General features: G+C 64.5%; 18 protein-coding genes and 1 tRNA gene. 11 read left to right on the top strand and 8 right to left on the bottom strand.

Annotated elements, in window-relative coordinates:
- The first annotated feature begins 4 nt into the window (after nt 1-4).
- The 8 genes from ACFQPG_RS01030 (at nt 5) to ACFQPG_RS00995 (ending at nt 5,899) form a co-directional block, all read left to right on the top strand.
- The gene (locus ACFQPG_RS01030) at nt 5-1,192 is read left to right on the top strand and encodes a serine hydrolase domain-containing protein (protein ID WP_380809536.1); all 1,188 of its coding nucleotides are present in this window, start codon (nt 5-7) and stop codon (nt 1,190-1,192) included.
- Nucleotides 1,189-1,521, top strand: coding sequence for a hypothetical protein (locus ACFQPG_RS01025; RefSeq protein ID WP_380809535.1), 333 nt, complete (start codon nt 1,189-1,191; stop codon nt 1,519-1,521). Before ACFQPG_RS01030 ends, ACFQPG_RS01025 begins: the two co-directional genes overlap by 4 nt.
- 304 nt (nt 1,522-1,825) lie before the next feature.
- On the top strand, nt 1,826-3,697 hold the full coding sequence (locus ACFQPG_RS01020) for a ribonucleoside-diphosphate reductase subunit alpha (RefSeq protein WP_380809533.1): 1,872 nt from the start codon (nt 1,826-1,828) through the stop codon (nt 3,695-3,697).
- Nucleotides 3,698-3,746: 49 nt separating this feature from the next.
- Entirely contained in the window at nt 3,747-3,962 is a 216-nt protein-coding gene (locus ACFQPG_RS01015) for a hypothetical protein (RefSeq protein ID WP_380809532.1), read from the top strand.
- Between the two features lie 80 nt (nt 3,963-4,042).
- Nucleotides 4,043-4,429 carry a PepSY domain-containing protein gene (locus ACFQPG_RS01010; protein WP_380809530.1) on the top strand — a complete coding sequence of 129 codons (387 nt, stop codon included), beginning with the start codon at nt 4,043-4,045 and terminating at the stop codon, nt 4,427-4,429.
- On the top strand, nt 4,426-4,611 hold the full coding sequence (locus ACFQPG_RS01005) for a hypothetical protein (RefSeq protein ID WP_380809528.1): 186 nt from the start codon (nt 4,426-4,428) through the stop codon (nt 4,609-4,611). Before ACFQPG_RS01010 ends, ACFQPG_RS01005 begins: the two co-directional genes overlap by 4 nt.
- Nucleotides 4,608-4,841 carry a hypothetical protein gene (locus ACFQPG_RS01000; protein WP_380809527.1) on the top strand — a complete coding sequence of 78 codons (234 nt, stop codon included), beginning with the start codon at nt 4,608-4,610 and terminating at the stop codon, nt 4,839-4,841. Before ACFQPG_RS01005 ends, ACFQPG_RS01000 begins: the two co-directional genes overlap by 4 nt.
- Entirely contained in the window at nt 4,841-5,899 is a 1,059-nt protein-coding gene (locus ACFQPG_RS00995; protein ID WP_380809525.1) for a ribonucleotide-diphosphate reductase subunit beta, read from the top strand. The genes ACFQPG_RS01000 and ACFQPG_RS00995 overlap by 1 nt, the downstream gene beginning before the upstream one ends.
- Before the next feature lie 560 nt (nt 5,900-6,459).
- On the opposite strand, the gene ACFQPG_RS00990 is transcribed toward ACFQPG_RS00995, so the two are convergent.
- Nucleotides 6,460-6,708, bottom strand: coding sequence for a hypothetical protein (locus ACFQPG_RS00990; protein ID WP_380809524.1), 249 nt, complete (start codon nt 6,706-6,708; stop codon nt 6,460-6,462).
- A gap of 66 nt (nt 6,709-6,774) precedes the next feature.
- Nucleotides 6,775-7,134 (bottom strand): hypothetical protein, encoded by a 360-nt coding sequence (locus ACFQPG_RS00985; protein WP_380809523.1) that lies wholly within the window; start codon nt 7,132-7,134, stop codon nt 6,775-6,777.
- Nucleotides 7,135-7,244: 110 nt separating this feature from the next.
- Between ACFQPG_RS00985 and ACFQPG_RS00980 the strand changes: the two genes are divergently transcribed.
- Nucleotides 7,245-7,652 (top strand): hypothetical protein, encoded by a 408-nt coding sequence (locus tag ACFQPG_RS00980; protein WP_380809521.1) that lies wholly within the window; start codon nt 7,245-7,247, stop codon nt 7,650-7,652.
- A gap of 84 nt (nt 7,653-7,736) precedes the next feature.
- Nucleotides 7,737-7,812 (top strand) — tRNA-Thr (locus ACFQPG_RS00975).
- Here the strand turns inward: ACFQPG_RS00975 and ACFQPG_RS00970 are convergent.
- From ACFQPG_RS00970 to ACFQPG_RS00945, 6 genes are all read right to left on the bottom strand, one after another.
- A complete protein-coding gene (locus tag ACFQPG_RS00970) occupies nt 7,783-9,402 on the bottom strand; it encodes a recombinase family protein (RefSeq protein ID WP_380809519.1) in 1,620 nt (539 codons plus the stop codon). The two genes, ACFQPG_RS00975 and ACFQPG_RS00970, sit on opposite strands and share 30 nt — an antisense overlap.
- Nucleotides 9,399-9,779 carry a hypothetical protein gene (locus tag ACFQPG_RS00965; protein ID WP_380809517.1) on the bottom strand — a complete coding sequence of 127 codons (381 nt, stop codon included), beginning with the start codon at nt 9,777-9,779 and terminating at the stop codon, nt 9,399-9,401. The genes ACFQPG_RS00970 and ACFQPG_RS00965 overlap by 4 nt, the downstream gene beginning before the upstream one ends.
- Complete coding sequence (locus tag ACFQPG_RS00960) at nt 9,780-10,157, bottom strand: recombinase family protein (protein ID WP_380809515.1); 378 nt, start codon at nt 10,155-10,157, stop codon at nt 9,780-9,782.
- A gap of 309 nt (nt 10,158-10,466) precedes the next feature.
- The gene (locus ACFQPG_RS00955; RefSeq protein WP_380809513.1) at nt 10,467-10,868 is read right to left on the bottom strand and encodes a hypothetical protein; all 402 of its coding nucleotides are present in this window, start codon (nt 10,866-10,868) and stop codon (nt 10,467-10,469) included.
- A 95-nt stretch (nt 10,869-10,963) separates the two neighbouring features.
- Complete coding sequence (locus tag ACFQPG_RS00950) at nt 10,964-11,689, bottom strand: ribonuclease H-like domain-containing protein (protein ID WP_380809511.1); 726 nt, start codon at nt 11,687-11,689, stop codon at nt 10,964-10,966.
- A gap of 77 nt (nt 11,690-11,766) precedes the next feature.
- Nucleotides 11,767-12,312: a hypothetical protein gene (locus ACFQPG_RS00945; protein ID WP_380809510.1), complete on the bottom strand. Its 546-nt coding sequence runs from the start codon at nt 12,310-12,312 to the stop codon at nt 11,767-11,769.
- Between the two features lie 432 nt (nt 12,313-12,744).
- On the opposite strand from ACFQPG_RS00945, the gene ACFQPG_RS00940 reads away from it, so the two are divergent.
- The gene (locus ACFQPG_RS00940; RefSeq protein ID WP_380809508.1) at nt 12,745-12,918 is read left to right on the top strand and encodes an excalibur calcium-binding domain-containing protein; all 174 of its coding nucleotides are present in this window, start codon (nt 12,745-12,747) and stop codon (nt 12,916-12,918) included.
- Nucleotides 12,919-12,946: the final 28 nt, after the last annotated feature.

The following is a 12,946-nucleotide window of genomic DNA, read 5'->3' as shown; positions in this document are numbered from 1 at the left end:
GCCAATGCGCAACGAACGTGAAGGGGTGGAGGTCGGCGTCGCCTTCGATACGGCGGGGGAGCGCGGCAGCTTCGCCGACGGGCTGGCCGATCCCGGGGCCGGGCGAGCGGTCACGCCCGACGATCCTGTGCGGATCGCCTCGGTCAGCAAGCTGGTGGTGGCGATCGGGGTGATGAAGCTGGTCGAACTCGGCCGGCTCGACCTCGATGCCGACGTGTCCGACATGCTGGGCTACACGGTGAAGCCGCCCGGCCGCCGCAGACCACCCGTCACCCTGCGGATGCTGCTCAGCCACACCAGCGGGCTGCGAGACCATGACGACCAATATGCTATCCCCTTGGGTGAGCGGCTGGAGGCCGTGCTGCGTTCGCCGCACAGCTGGGACCCGGCCCACCCGCCCGCCAGCGGCTATTTCACTTATTCCAACCTCAACTTCGCGGTCGTCGGCTCCGTCATGGAGCGCGCCACGGGCGAGCGGTTCGACCGCTGGATCCGGCGCCAGGTGCTCGACCCGCTGAAGATCGACGGCTGCTTCAACTGGCCGACCTGCAGCGACGCCGCGATTGCCCGGGCGGTGGTGCTGACCCAGGACGGCAAGCCCATCCGCGACGATCTTCGCAGCCGCCGTCCCGATTGCCCGGTGTTCGTCCGCGAAGGCCAGCCCTGCGACCTGTCCCGCTGGGTGGCAGGGGAGAATGGAGCGCTGTTTTCGCCGCAGGGTGGCCTGCGGATTTCCGCGCGTGGCCTGGCGAGAATTGGGCGGATGCTGCTGAATGGGGGCACACTCGATGGCGCACGAATCCTCTCCCGGGCCTCTGTGGAGGAACTGCTTCGTCCACAGTGGCGCTTCAACGGAAGCAACGGTGCCACCGATGACGGCTTCTATTGCAGCTATGGTCTCGCGAGCCAGCAGATCGGGATCGGAGGGCAGGGCTGCAGCGACGACGGCGCAGGGGACGGCACCCCGCGGGTGGGACATGCCGGCGAAGCCTATGGCCTTCGTTCCGGCCTCTGGATCGACCGCGTCCAGCGCACCGGAGTCGCCTATTTCGTCACCGGCCTCGCCGCTGACCCGCCACGCGGCCGAAGCGCCTTCCGCCAGTCCGAGGAACAGGCGTTTCGGCGATCACTTTCCTTGCTTCGCCCGACCCGCCACAAGGGCGAGGCTGACGTGGGGGAACGCCGCCGATGACCCTCCTGCTGGCTCCATTGCTTCTCGCCGCCACTGCGATCGATCGGCCCGCCAGGCGCACGGCCAGTGACGCACAGATGACGAGCATGGATGCCTATTTCGGCTGTGCCTTCGGGGCGGTGCGCGCGGCCCGTTCGGAGGGACTTGCGGCAGGCCGGTTCGGCGAATGGCTCCACCGCCTGTGCGGGGCCGAGGAGGCGGAGCTTCGTCGTCGCTCTGCTGCGCTCGGACGGGCCCAGGGCCTCTCCCATGCTGCGGCGCGGCGCAAGGCCGACGCCGCGGTGGACGCCGCTCGGGCCGATATGATCGGGCTTTATTCCCGGCGCTGACCCCGATGCGCTTTCGTGGCCACGTCAATCCACAAAAAAGTCGGTTGCCGATAATTTACCGGCTTGCGTCCGCCTGCGCTTCAAAGCACAACATCTGGTAGCGGATCGGGGGGACCAACGCACAACATTGTGGTTGGCGCTGGGGATAACTATATCTCTGGCGGAGAGGAGACGCGTCCCTGTGAATAGCGGGGACAAGCGCCAAACCCTCCCGATTTCGCCTTGTCCGGATGCGGCACCGACCGCAATCTGGTAGGAACGAAGAGTGAACAGCGGCCAGCGAGTCGCTGCAGGGAGAGCGAACATGGACTTCTCGAGCAGCAGCAGCGTCAGCAGCGACGACGTGACGGCGAACGATGCGGGCGGCAGCAAGTCGATCGACTCGCGGCGCTTTCCGGTCGCTACCGACCCCAGCCGCGATTCTCTCCTGACCGACTTTGGCAAGGACACGCTGAAGGACCGCTACCTGCTTCCTGGCGAATCCTACCAGGACCTGTTCGCCCGCGTCGCCGCAGCTTACTCGGACGATGCGGAGCATGCCCAGCGCATCTACGACTATATCTCCCGGCTGTGGTTCATGCCCGCGACCCCGGTCCTGTCCAATGGCGGCACCGGCCGCGGCCTTCCGATCAGCTGCTACCTCAACAGCGTGTCCGACAGCCTGAACGGCATCGTCGACACCTGGAACGAGAATGTCTGGCTCGCCTCCAAAGGCGGGGGCATCGGCACCTATTGGGGCAACGTTCGCGGCATCGGCGAGCCGGTCGGCCTCAACGGCAAGACCAGCGGCATCATTCCCTTCGTCCGGGTGATGGACTCGCTGACGCTGGCGATCAGCCAGGGCTCGCTGCGCCGCGGCTCGGCGGCCTGCTACCTCGACATCTCCCACCCGGAGATCGAGGAGTTCCTCGAAATCCGCAAGCCGTCCGGCGATTTCAACCGGAAGGCATTGAATCTCCACCACGGCGTGCTGGTTACCGACGCCTTCATGGAAGCGGTCCGCGAGGGCGCCGAGTTCGAGCTCAAGAGCCCGAAGACCGGCGAGGTGCGCGGCTCGGTCGATGCCCGCTCGCTGTTCCAGAAGCTGGTCGAGACCCGCCTTGCGACCGGCGAGCCCTACATCATCTTCATCGACCAGGTGAACCGGTCGATGCCCAAGCACCACCGCGATCTCGGCCTCAAGGTCACCACGTCCAACCTGTGCTCCGAAATCACGCTTCCGACCGGCAAGGATCACCTCGGTGCTGATCGCACCGCGGTCTGCTGCCTGTCGTCGCTGAACCTGGAAACCTGGGACGAATGGAACGGCGACAAGCGCTTCATCGAGGATGTGATGCGCTTCCTCGACAATGTGCTGTCCGACTACATCGCCCGCGCGCCCGACGAGATGGCCCGCGCCAAATATAGCGCGGAGCGCGAACGCTCGGTCGGCCTTGGCGTGATGGGCTTCCACTCCTTCCTCCAGGCCCGCGGCCTGCCCTTCGAAGGCGCGATGGCAAAGTCCTGGAATCTCAGGATCTTCAAGCACATCAAGGCGCAGGTCGATCAGGCGAGCATGATGCTCGCGCAGGAGCGCGGGGCCTGCCCCGACGCGCAGGACATGGGCGTGATGGAGCGCTTCTCCTGCAAGATGGCGATCGCGCCAACCGCGTCCATTTCGATCATCTGCGGCGGCACCAGCGCCTGCATCGAGCCGATCCCGGCCAACGTCTACACCCACAAGACGCTGTCGGGCAGCTGGTCGATCAAGAACCCGCACCTTGAAAAGCTGCTGGCGGAGAAGAGCAAGGACAGCGCCAACGTCTGGAACTCGATCCTGGAGCAGGGCGGCAGCGTGCAGCACCTCGACTTCCTCACCCAGGAGGAAAAGGACACGTTCAAGACCAGCTTTGAGATCGACCAGCGCTGGCTGCTCGAACTCAGCGCCGACCGCACGCCCTACATCGATCAGGCACAGTCGCTGAACCTGTTCATTCCGGCCGACGTCGACAAGTGGGACCTGATGATGCTCCACTTCCGCGCGTGGGAGCTGGGCATCAAGTCGCTCTATTACCTCCGCAGCAAGTCGGTGCAGCGCGCCGGCTTCGCGGGCGGGGTGGAAGCGGACAACACCGCCGAAGCACCCAAATACGAACTGGCCACCACGGACTACGACGAATGCCTGGCGTGTCAGTAAAGCGCAGCGCGCTCGGCACAGCGGAGCGGGACGGTGAGGGTCTGTCGTCATGACCCTCCCCGACATCCTCAGGCTGCTCGCGGCCATCCTCCTCATCGCCGCCGGCGTCTGGCAGTACCGCCGCCGCGCCCGCGATCCGGAGAATGCCAGCTACGGCAGCCAGTCCGGCGTGCTCCTGCTCGCTGTGGGCGTGATCCTCGCCATCTACGCGCTCGGCGGCCTCGACTATCGCCCGAGCCCGTCGGAGATCGAGCGGGCGCGATGACCGGCTTTTCCTCCTTGCATGAACGAACCGCGACTGCTGTTGTTGCGAACGAATCGCAACAAACCTCGGAGTCGTTCAATATGCGCAAGTGGCATCGCTGGCTGTCGGTCCTGTTCGGCCTGTTCATGCTGTGGATCGCGGTCACCGGCGTGCTGAGCCATGTCGGCAGCCTGGTGAACGACGCGCGCCAGGTCGCGCTCGCCGCCGCGCCCGCCGGCTTCGTCTGCCCCGAGACCATGAACTGCCGGCCCAAGCCCGCGCCCGGCGGGTGGAACCTTGGCCTGCTTCACCATCTCCATTCCGGCGAGACGTTTGGGCCGATCGGCACCGCCATCGCCATCCTGAGCGGCCTGACCCTCATCTTCTTCAGCATCTCGGGACTATGGATGTACCTGCAGATGCTCCGCGGTCGCCTAGTCAAGGCGGGCGGCGGCAAGGCGGTCCGCGGTGGAAAGCTGTTCTGGTGACCACCGCCCAGACCCTCCAGCTGCTCGCTGCGGCCTTGCTGATTCTGGCCGCCATCCTCAACCTCGGCCGCGCCCGTCGTCACGAGGATGCGTTGAAGGCGAAGAACGCCCGCACCTCCGGCTGGCTGTTCCTTGCCGCCGGAGCCCTGTTCTTGGTCCTCGCTTTGGGGTTCCGCGAGTGAGCGGCGCCACCCTCGCTTTCCTGGTCGTCGGCATCCTCGCCGCGCTGGTCGGGGCCGGCATGCTGGTTGCCGCCCTGCGCGGCCGCCCCGGCGAGTCCCGCAAGTCGACCGGCCTGCTGATCGCCGGAATGATGGTCCTCGCCTTCGGCCTGGTCCTCGCCGGCTTCGCCATCGCCTGGACCACCACCGAACCTTACGATTTCTCCACTTCCAACGCGGGAGCCAACTGATGCCTCTCCTCCAAGCCAACAAAGCCTACAAGCCGTTCGAATACCCCTGGGCGTTCGAATATTGGAAGCGTCAGCAGCAGATCCACTGGATGCCGGAGGAAGTGCCGCTTGGCGAGGATTGCCGCGACTGGGCGCAGAAGCTCTCCGACCACGAGCGCAACCTCCTCACCCAGATCTTCCGCTTCTTCACCCAGGCCGACGTCGAGGTGCAGGACTGCTACCACGAAAAATACGGCCGCGTGTTCAAGCCGACCGAGATCAAGATGATGCTGACCGCGTTCAGCAACATGGAAACGGTCCACATCGCCGCCTACAGCCACCTGCTCGATACCATCGGCATGCCCGAAAGCGAGTATAGCGCCTTCCTCCAGTACAAGGAGATGAAGGACAAGCACGACTATCTCAGCACCTTCGGCGTCGACACGGACGAGGACATCGCCAAGACGCTGGCCATGTTCGGCGGCTTCACCGAGGGGCTGCAGCTGTTCGCCAGCTTCGCCATGCTGATGAACTTCCCGCGCTTCAACAAGATGAAGGGCATGGGCCAGATCGTCAGCTGGTCGGTCCGCGACGAGAGCCTTCATTGCGAAGGCATCATTCGCCTGTTCCACGCCTTCACCAAGGAACGCGACTGCCTGACCCCCGCGGTCAAGGACAGCATCATCGACACCTGCCAGAAGACCGTCCGGCTGGAGGACGCGTTCATCGACCTGGCGTTCGAGCAGGGCCCGGTCGAGGGCATGACCCCCAAGGCGATCAAGAAGTACATCCGCTACATCGCCGACTGGCGCCTCGGCCAGCTCGGCTTCCAGCCGATCTACATGGTCGACGAGCACCCGCTCCCCTGGCTCGCCCCGCTGCTCAACGGCGTCGAGCACGCCAACTTCTTCGAAACCCGCGCGACGGAATATTCCAAGGCGGCGACCAAGGGCGACTGGAACAGCGTCTGGGACAGCTTCGACCGCCGGCAGAAGGCGAAGGCGGGCGCGGGCGATGCGGCGAACGAGGGTGAAGGTGAGGGCGGCCTGTTCGAGGCTGCCGGGGTGGCGGCGGAGTAGTATGCGGCACTCCTAGGCTCACCGGCGATGCGAAACTTAGTTCCTAAGATCGCATCGCCTGCTCGCCACCCGAAGCAAGCGGGATAACATTTACAACTCTGGAGTGGTGCCGTCGTATTTGTCCCTTTGCTGCACTTTCAATCTGAGCGCCAAATCTCTCCGCTTTACACGTGTCAAGAAGCTACCCTTGGCGTTAGGTTTGAGAGTGCCCAACCGACCAATCATAGTTTCCGCGACCGTACTTCTCAGAGCGGAAGCTTCCTTTTTATTCTATTGAAGTCTTAATAGAGTTTCGCTGATCTTCAACATAAGCACGTTTGTCAAGTAGAAATGCGGCCTGATTTGACGCTCTAAGGTCTCCGCCAACCTAAAAGATCCTTTACTCCGATGTCAGCCAAGATGAATAATCGAAGTAGCTGCCCCTCAAGGTCGTCTTTTATTATCAGCGCGTAGAGCCGGCGCAGGCCGGCCCGCCTGCGCCTGTGGGTGACAGGACCGACGTCACGGATTAACTCCGTGACGGCTGCTTCACCGATGCGCGTGGCCGCGATGCGGACCCTTCAGGTTTGGATCACGATCGAATGCTGGCTCGGCGACCAACCGGCGGCCGAGGCCGAGGCCAGCGCAATAATCGCCAGCGCTAGCGCGAACGCCACCACGCCGATCACCGCGTTGCGCTTGTCGCGCTCGTTGCGGTCGTGGAGCGACAGCGTCTTGGCGGGCGGCGGCGGATCGCGGCGGATGCGCGACACCCGGACGGGCGCCGCCAGGTCGACGGTCTGCTTTGCCGTGGGGAGCGGTCGTGCCATGGGCCGGTGACTACAGGGGCTTGGGTTAGCAAGCGGTTAGCGGGGCCGTCGAACGCGGCGCTCCGCTCATGCCCGGCGCCGCTCCCGCGCCCGTTCGAACAAGGCGGCCTCGTTCTTCAGCCGGCTGCGCTCCAGCACCTCGGTCGTGTCGCAGCCCGCCTTGGCGTTGCAGCGGCCGTGGGTCAGGCACAGATTATCGAGTGAGCCTTCGTCGCCGGGGGTGATCGTCTCGATCCTTGCTCCGCGGTCATGCCCGGCGGGAAGGTCGAAGCGCAGTGGTCGGCGGCAGCGGAAGCAATGGTCGCCGTCTCGGCTCCGGAGCGCTGCCATCCGCTGCGCCGCCTGGTGGCGCTTGAACTTCCACGGGGCGAGTGCGCGCAGGACGATGCTGTTGCTCATGGCGCGACGGTAATCGTCAGGGGTCACCGGATGGTTAAGGGGCCGTCTTGGCCGCCTAGTCCATCGACGCGGCGCAACACCTGTCTGGCCCGGGCGTTCGTCTTCCGCCCAAAAGCGGGCCTTCAAGGAGCCGCGACATGCGAACCCTGATCCTCGCCTCCGCCGCCGTGCTTGCCGCCGCTGTGCCCTCCGCCGCGTCCGCGGAGAGCTGGTCGAACTCCGGCGTCACCGTCCATCGCGGCGGAGCCGGCCACGACCGCGGCACCGTGTTCGGACGCGACCGCCGCGGCTTCGACTGCGACCTCCGGCGTGACCGCCGCCACGATGGACGCGGGGGACACCGCGACCGCCGACCGGTCGAGTGCAACGTCTTTGCCGGCGGCTGGTACGGCGGCGAATGGGCGCTCTACAACAACCGCACCTGGGAACCCGACAGCTACAACGACTGGTGGCACGACCGCCCCGACCGCGCCTTCCCCCGCTGGGTCGGCAGCAACGCCAATTGCGACCGCCGCTGGTGGTCGGGCGGTGGCTGGCGCTGCTGAGCGGACCGGCGGCAGGCGAGGGCTTGTTTGCGGCCCCCCGGGTTGGTAGGGCGCGCCTCGCCTGCCCGGGCTCCACCCGGCCAAGCCGCTTTAGCTCAGTTGGTAGAGCACCTCATTCGTAATGAGGGGGTCACAGGTTCGAGTCCTGTAAGCGGCACCACTCCCGGTCAAAGATGGGCACCGGCTCGCGAGCGGGATCGCCTACTTTGACGAGGGTCCGCTCAAGCGCTGCCTTACTCCCCGAAATGACGATCTCCTCAGGTGTGACGGTCACCTGGTCCACGAACAGGCGCACGTAGGCGGACCGGAATTGACGATCGCCGTCTCGGAGGGCCGTTCTCATCCGTTCGCCGAAGGTCTCGATCATTTCCTTGGTAATGCGCACCTTCGCCTTGGCGAGCTGAGCTTCCAGCGCCTTCACGTCGGCCTCGAGCACGCTCTTGCGAGCCCGGTTGTGAGCCATGCGCTCTGCGAACTCGGGCTCATCAAGGCGGGAGACCTCACGCTCGACCAATATCATGAGGTTTGTGATCGCTCTGGACACGCTGGTCAGTTCAGAGCGCGCCAGCCCCAAATCCTTGCGTCGCCGCTTGTCAGCATCAGCAGAGCGATCCAGCAGATGGGAAAGAAGCACGGGGAGCCTTGAAGGAGCGAAGAGCCGTTCCTGCAGGGCGCCGATCACGGCACCTTCAAGTTCATCCCGCTGGGTGGAAGGGAGGTTGCACGCGGTAGCGCCCTCGTTCACGCGGGCGCTGCAGCAGTAGTAGTGATAGGCGCCGCTCTTGCCGGTGCGCACCGTCAACCCGGCGCCGCATCCCGGCTGACCACACTTGGCGATGGTGGCAGGAAGCAAGGTGGTGCCGTTCGTCACCCGAGGCGGCGTGACCCTGGGCGACCGCTTCGCGCGAAGGGCAGCGACCTCAAGGAACTCTTCTTCGCTGATGATCGCCGGGCACGGCACCGTGATCCACTGGTCCTCGGGCAACGGCTCCTTGAACTCGTTCTTCTTCCCGTCGAGGTAGTAGCCAACATAATGGGTGCGGCTGAGGATACCGGCCACGTTCGAGTTCTTGAAACGGGCGCCACGCAGCGTGTAGCCCCGCGAGTTGAGCCACTGAGCGATGCCCCTAGCGCCCAAAGGACCCTTTCCGTCGCCGTAGCGGGCGAGGCGGAACGACTGGCGGACGACCTCTGCCTCATCCTCTCGGATGGCGAGCTTCTTCTTCTCCTTATCCTTTCGCCGCTCGACCGTGATCGACTGGTAGCCGAATGGGATGGGGCCGCCATTCCAGAAGCCCTGCGCCGCATTCTCGTTCATGGTCCGGATCGTGTTGACCGACGACTGGTCCGACACGTGCTGGTTGAAGGCGCCGACCATCGATCGCATCAGGTTCCCGTTCGGACCCTTGCCGAACGTCTCTGTCACGGAGGCGAGCCCGACGCCGACTGCCTGAAGCTGGTCGAAGGAGTTCGTTTGCAGCGACAGTTTACGCGCGAACCGGCTGAGAGCGAAAACGACGATCACGTCGAATGGACGCAGGGCGCTCTGCGCGAGGCTCATCATCTTGCGGAAGACCGGCCGGCCCTCGTCCTTGCCGGACATGCCGGGCTCCTGCAGCACCTCGACCAGCTCCCAGCCCCGAGCCGCGCAGAACTCCTCGATCTTCGAGATCTGACTGGGAAGGCTGATTCCGTGCTGGGCCTGATCATCGGTGCTGACCCGCACGTAGCCGCATGCTCGAAGCTTCACCGCTTCTTTCCTCCGACCAGAACATCATGCTTCGGCTGAGAACGATCGCTAATCGCCACGAGGGTCAAGCCAGCACCTAGGAGCATGGCTTCGATCCGTTCGAGCGCGGGGCCAGCCTGGGTGACGTGCGACCACCAAGGAACGACCAGGAGGTCGTACGGGCGCTCGGGCCGGCAAGCGGCGGTTACCAGCTCCACCAACCGGCCATAGTGCCGCTGCCCGTCGTACGCGGTCTCGACGATCGTGATCACATGGGCAAAGCCCCGTTGCCGGCAGTAGGCTCGGATCCGGGCGATCTGTTCGGGCACGATGGACCGGGCGTACTGCAGCTCCAGCGGCGGATGCACGTAGCCGGCGACCTTGAGGGGAGCCTTCATTTAAGCCTCCTGGCCCTGGAGGTTGGCGGCGCCGTTGTCGACCGCGATCAGCTGGACGCCGGCGGCGCTCAGCCGGTCCGCGTAGCTCTCGAACTCGCCAACGCGGCGGGCGACGCGGGAAGCCGAAGCGACCACGATGGCATCGAACGGGCGCCCTGCGGAGCAGGCGCGATCGAGCAGCTCATCGAAGTCACGCTGACCGTCGCCCGCTCCGATGGCGTTCTTCGCGCCCTCGATGGCGGAGGAGACGATCGTCATCTTGTTCGTCGCGCAGAAGGCCCGAATGCGGGCCAACTGCCGCAGCTCCTCGGTAAGACGATGCGGCGCGTCGGTGCTGGAGCGGGCGTAAGCGGCAACGCGAAGTCCTTGGTACTTCATTTTGAATCCTTTCTTCCGTGTGCGTTGTCGTTCCCGCTGCCGGCAGACCCAAGAAGGTCTGAGACAACGTCGCCCAGCCATGCTAGGAGCAGGTCGACTTCTTCGGTTGAGACCGGAAGCTCGCTCGGCAGGTCGCAGCGGATGCGCCTGGAACCAGCGTTTCGGCCTCCTGCTTTCTGGACATCGATGGGCGAATGGAACGACATGCCCGCTCCATGTCATGCTCGCGCTCGGTCCTTTGCGACCGGGTTGCTTGCTACTTTCGGGGTCGGCGCGGACGCCGCTTTGGCTAGGGTCCGCGCCTGCCTGTCAGTCGGCCTTCTTGCTGCGCCACGCTGCCTCGGCGGCCGCTGCCCGGAAGCCTCGAAGGACAAAGGCGTTCAGCAGGTCGATATCGCGCACGGCCAGAACGTCGAACAGTGTAGGCGGTGTCGGCTGCTGCGCCAGCCAGGCATCCAGCTTGGCGAAGATCTCGTCATCAGCCTTGTTGCGCTCGGTGAGCAGGTAACGGCTGTTGAGCGTCTCGATGATCTCTCCGTCGGCGATCGCCTCGATCGGGCTGACGAGGAGCGAAGTAGTGATGTAGGCGCCTTCCCGGAAGCGCCCCTTGCGATCGCCGGACACCTTGCCGGCGACAAAACGTCGGCCATCCGACAGCTCGCAGATGATCCAGTTGCTGAGTGTGGCGTCGTGAGAACCTGACTTCATCATTTTTCCTCCGGGCGTCATTGCCAAGGAGCTTTTTCCCTCCAGTCTCACCTAGCGAGGCGAGAGCGGCGGCACCGAGCCGATGCCGCCGCTGCAGGCTAGAAGTCGAAGTCGTCGAGCCCACGCGCCGGGTAATCTTGGCGAGGCGGTTCCGGGACCGTGGTGAACGCGGCGAGGCTTGGATGCTCGGTGGCGTTATCGGCCGCCCAGACTGCGAAGTTTCGCCAGGCTGCCCGGGCGAAGCCCGGCTCCTGAACCTTGGTCCAGAAGAGGCTGGCGAGCCAGCAGCCCACCACATCGGTCTCGCAGTATTCTTCGAGGCCAAGCCAGTCTTCACGAGCAGCCAGTTCGGCGACGGTTGCGGACGGGTCCCGCTTCACCGGGATGGCAAAGGGAGCGCAGAGCTGGGCAAGGCTGACGGGCGCCGCGTCCCGCTTCAGCTGATCCAAGAGGTCGACATGCTTACCGACTCTCGACCGGTTCTGCAGGTCGATGAGGCGGGGCACATGGACCTCATGAACCATGGCCCGGGCGAGCAGCACCGAAAGGTCGAACCTGTAGCCGTTGTAGGTGAGCACCACGTTGGCGTCATCGACGGCCGCCTCGACGGCCATAACGATGCCGCGCTCGGACATGGCTCCGCGCGAGAAGCACTCGAGCGCATAGTATTGCTCACCATGCGCGCTGCGGATGACGGAAAAGGCACTGGCGCAGACAATCCGGTGGAGCGGGAAAGGAGCGAACTCGTCTCCAGGAACGAAGCCGCAGCGCTGAGCGGCCTCCTCGTCCAGCACGGTCTCGATATCAATGCTAACAGTTTTCACTTGGTATTCCTTGTGGGTGCGCGCGCCGGCTCGCCTCGCCGGGGCCGGCGAGGAGAGTGGCGGCGAATGGCTGTGATTCAGGCGACCTGGTCGAGCCAGGCGGCCCATTCGGCCGCGAGGACGGCCTTGGGCGAGGTCTTCAGCAGCGGGGTGAATCCCAGAAAGTTGCTGTCGTGGAGCTCGCGGGCGAAGATCAGCAGGTGGCAGTGCGGCTTGCCTTCCGCGTACCCGCTAAGCCCGGGCTGATGCTGAACGACAACCACCGGCAGGCGCCGCTCCACGCAGAGCTTGGCCCAGGCGAACGAGCGGGCTGCCTCGAACTGCGCATGGAAGGTGCCGCCAGCCTTGAACCGCACGGTGAACAGGATCATCAAATCCCGGACGTTCGGCAGGCGCTGCTCCTCATAGCGCCGGACCAGCATGTCGAGGTCTCGCAGCATGTCGGTAGCGAGGGGTGGGATCAGCGTTTCATTTCGCTGGCAGCTTGATCGACCGTCGTGAAGCATGATCCGGCGCCCGATTACCTCATCGGTGCGGTTGACCTTGCCGTTGAACTCACCTTCGATGATGCCGCCGGCAACGTCGACCGGCACCTTTGTCCGGTCAGCCTTATAGTCGACCATGGATCAGGCCTTCCCGCTGTGGACGAAGGTAGTAGCGATTAAATCACAGATCGCTGGCGCGACCTTGGGATTGTTAACGGAAAACAAGGGCGTATCCTCTTCAATGAATCGCTCCTCGACCCGGACTTCTTTTCATCCGCTCGGGCGGAGCAACTCCTTGCCCCTTCTTCATTGATCCTTGTCTTCCCTCGGCCACCGAACGCCTGCACCTGGCCGCTAGCGGACCGCCCGTTCTAGCGAGGCATCGACCCATTGCGGACATCTCAGATCGGTGGGTATCTTTCCTTCATGAGCTTTGGAAAGCCATTCCAAGCACAGCCGGTTAAGCTCGGCCCCTACTGGCGTGCAGAACAGCGCCGGGAGCGCCGAAAGCGAGCGTTACGCTCCGCCGGAATGCTCGCTTCCATATCGCTCAGTGTTTTCGTACTCGGGATGATGCTTACGAACTGGACCGCGCTGCGGGCAATGCTGCCGACCTATTATCCAAGCTGCTCTTGGGCGCGCTCGGCAGGCGCAGCGCCCATTGCTCGCGGCTCGCCTGGCTATCGCACCCAGCTGTATGCCGACAACGACGGCATTGCGTGCGAGGGGTTTCAGCAGAATTGAGCACCAGCGCCGCTTAGCGAATAACTCA

The sequence above is a fragment of the Sphingomonas sp. GCM10030256 genome (assembly GCF_042666415.1).
Lineage (GTDB): Bacteria > Pseudomonadota > Alphaproteobacteria > Sphingomonadales > Sphingomonadaceae > Sphingomicrobium.
The sequence above is the reverse complement of the archived record's forward strand: the minus strand, read 5'-3'. Positions and strand labels throughout refer to the sequence as shown.

Coding starts and splice junctions, on each gene's coding strand:
- ACFQPG_RS01010 (WP_380809530.1), top strand. CDS start 4,043: ATGCGCAAGTGGCATCGCTGGCTGTCGGTCCTGTTCGGCCTGTTCATG.
- ACFQPG_RS00965 (WP_380809517.1), bottom strand. CDS start 9,779: ATGAAGGCTCCCCTCAAGGTCGCCGGCTACGTGCATCCGCCGCTGGAG.
- ACFQPG_RS00940 (WP_380809508.1), top strand. CDS start 12,745: ATGATGCTTACGAACTGGACCGCGCTGCGGGCAATGCTGCCGACCTAT.
- ACFQPG_RS00990 (WP_380809524.1), bottom strand. CDS start 6,708: ATGGCACGACCGCTCCCCACGGCAAAGCAGACCGTCGACCTGGCGGCG.
- ACFQPG_RS00945 (WP_380809510.1), bottom strand. CDS start 12,312: ATGGTCGACTATAAGGCTGACCGGACAAAGGTGCCGGTCGACGTTGCC.
- ACFQPG_RS00995 (WP_380809525.1), top strand. CDS start 4,841: ATGCCTCTCCTCCAAGCCAACAAAGCCTACAAGCCGTTCGAATACCCC.
- ACFQPG_RS01020 (WP_380809533.1), top strand. CDS start 1,826: ATGGACTTCTCGAGCAGCAGCAGCGTCAGCAGCGACGACGTGACGGCG.
- ACFQPG_RS00955 (WP_380809513.1), bottom strand. CDS start 10,868: ATGATGAAGTCAGGTTCTCACGACGCCACACTCAGCAACTGGATCATC.
- ACFQPG_RS01030 (WP_380809536.1), top strand. CDS start 5: ATGCGCAACGAACGTGAAGGGGTGGAGGTCGGCGTCGCCTTCGATACG.
- ACFQPG_RS01015 (WP_380809532.1), top strand. CDS start 3,747: ATGACCCTCCCCGACATCCTCAGGCTGCTCGCGGCCATCCTCCTCATC.
- ACFQPG_RS00980 (WP_380809521.1), top strand. CDS start 7,245: ATGCGAACCCTGATCCTCGCCTCCGCCGCCGTGCTTGCCGCCGCTGTG.
- ACFQPG_RS00960 (WP_380809515.1), bottom strand. CDS start 10,157: ATGAAGTACCAAGGACTTCGCGTTGCCGCTTACGCCCGCTCCAGCACC.
- ACFQPG_RS01025 (WP_380809535.1), top strand. CDS start 1,189: ATGACCCTCCTGCTGGCTCCATTGCTTCTCGCCGCCACTGCGATCGAT.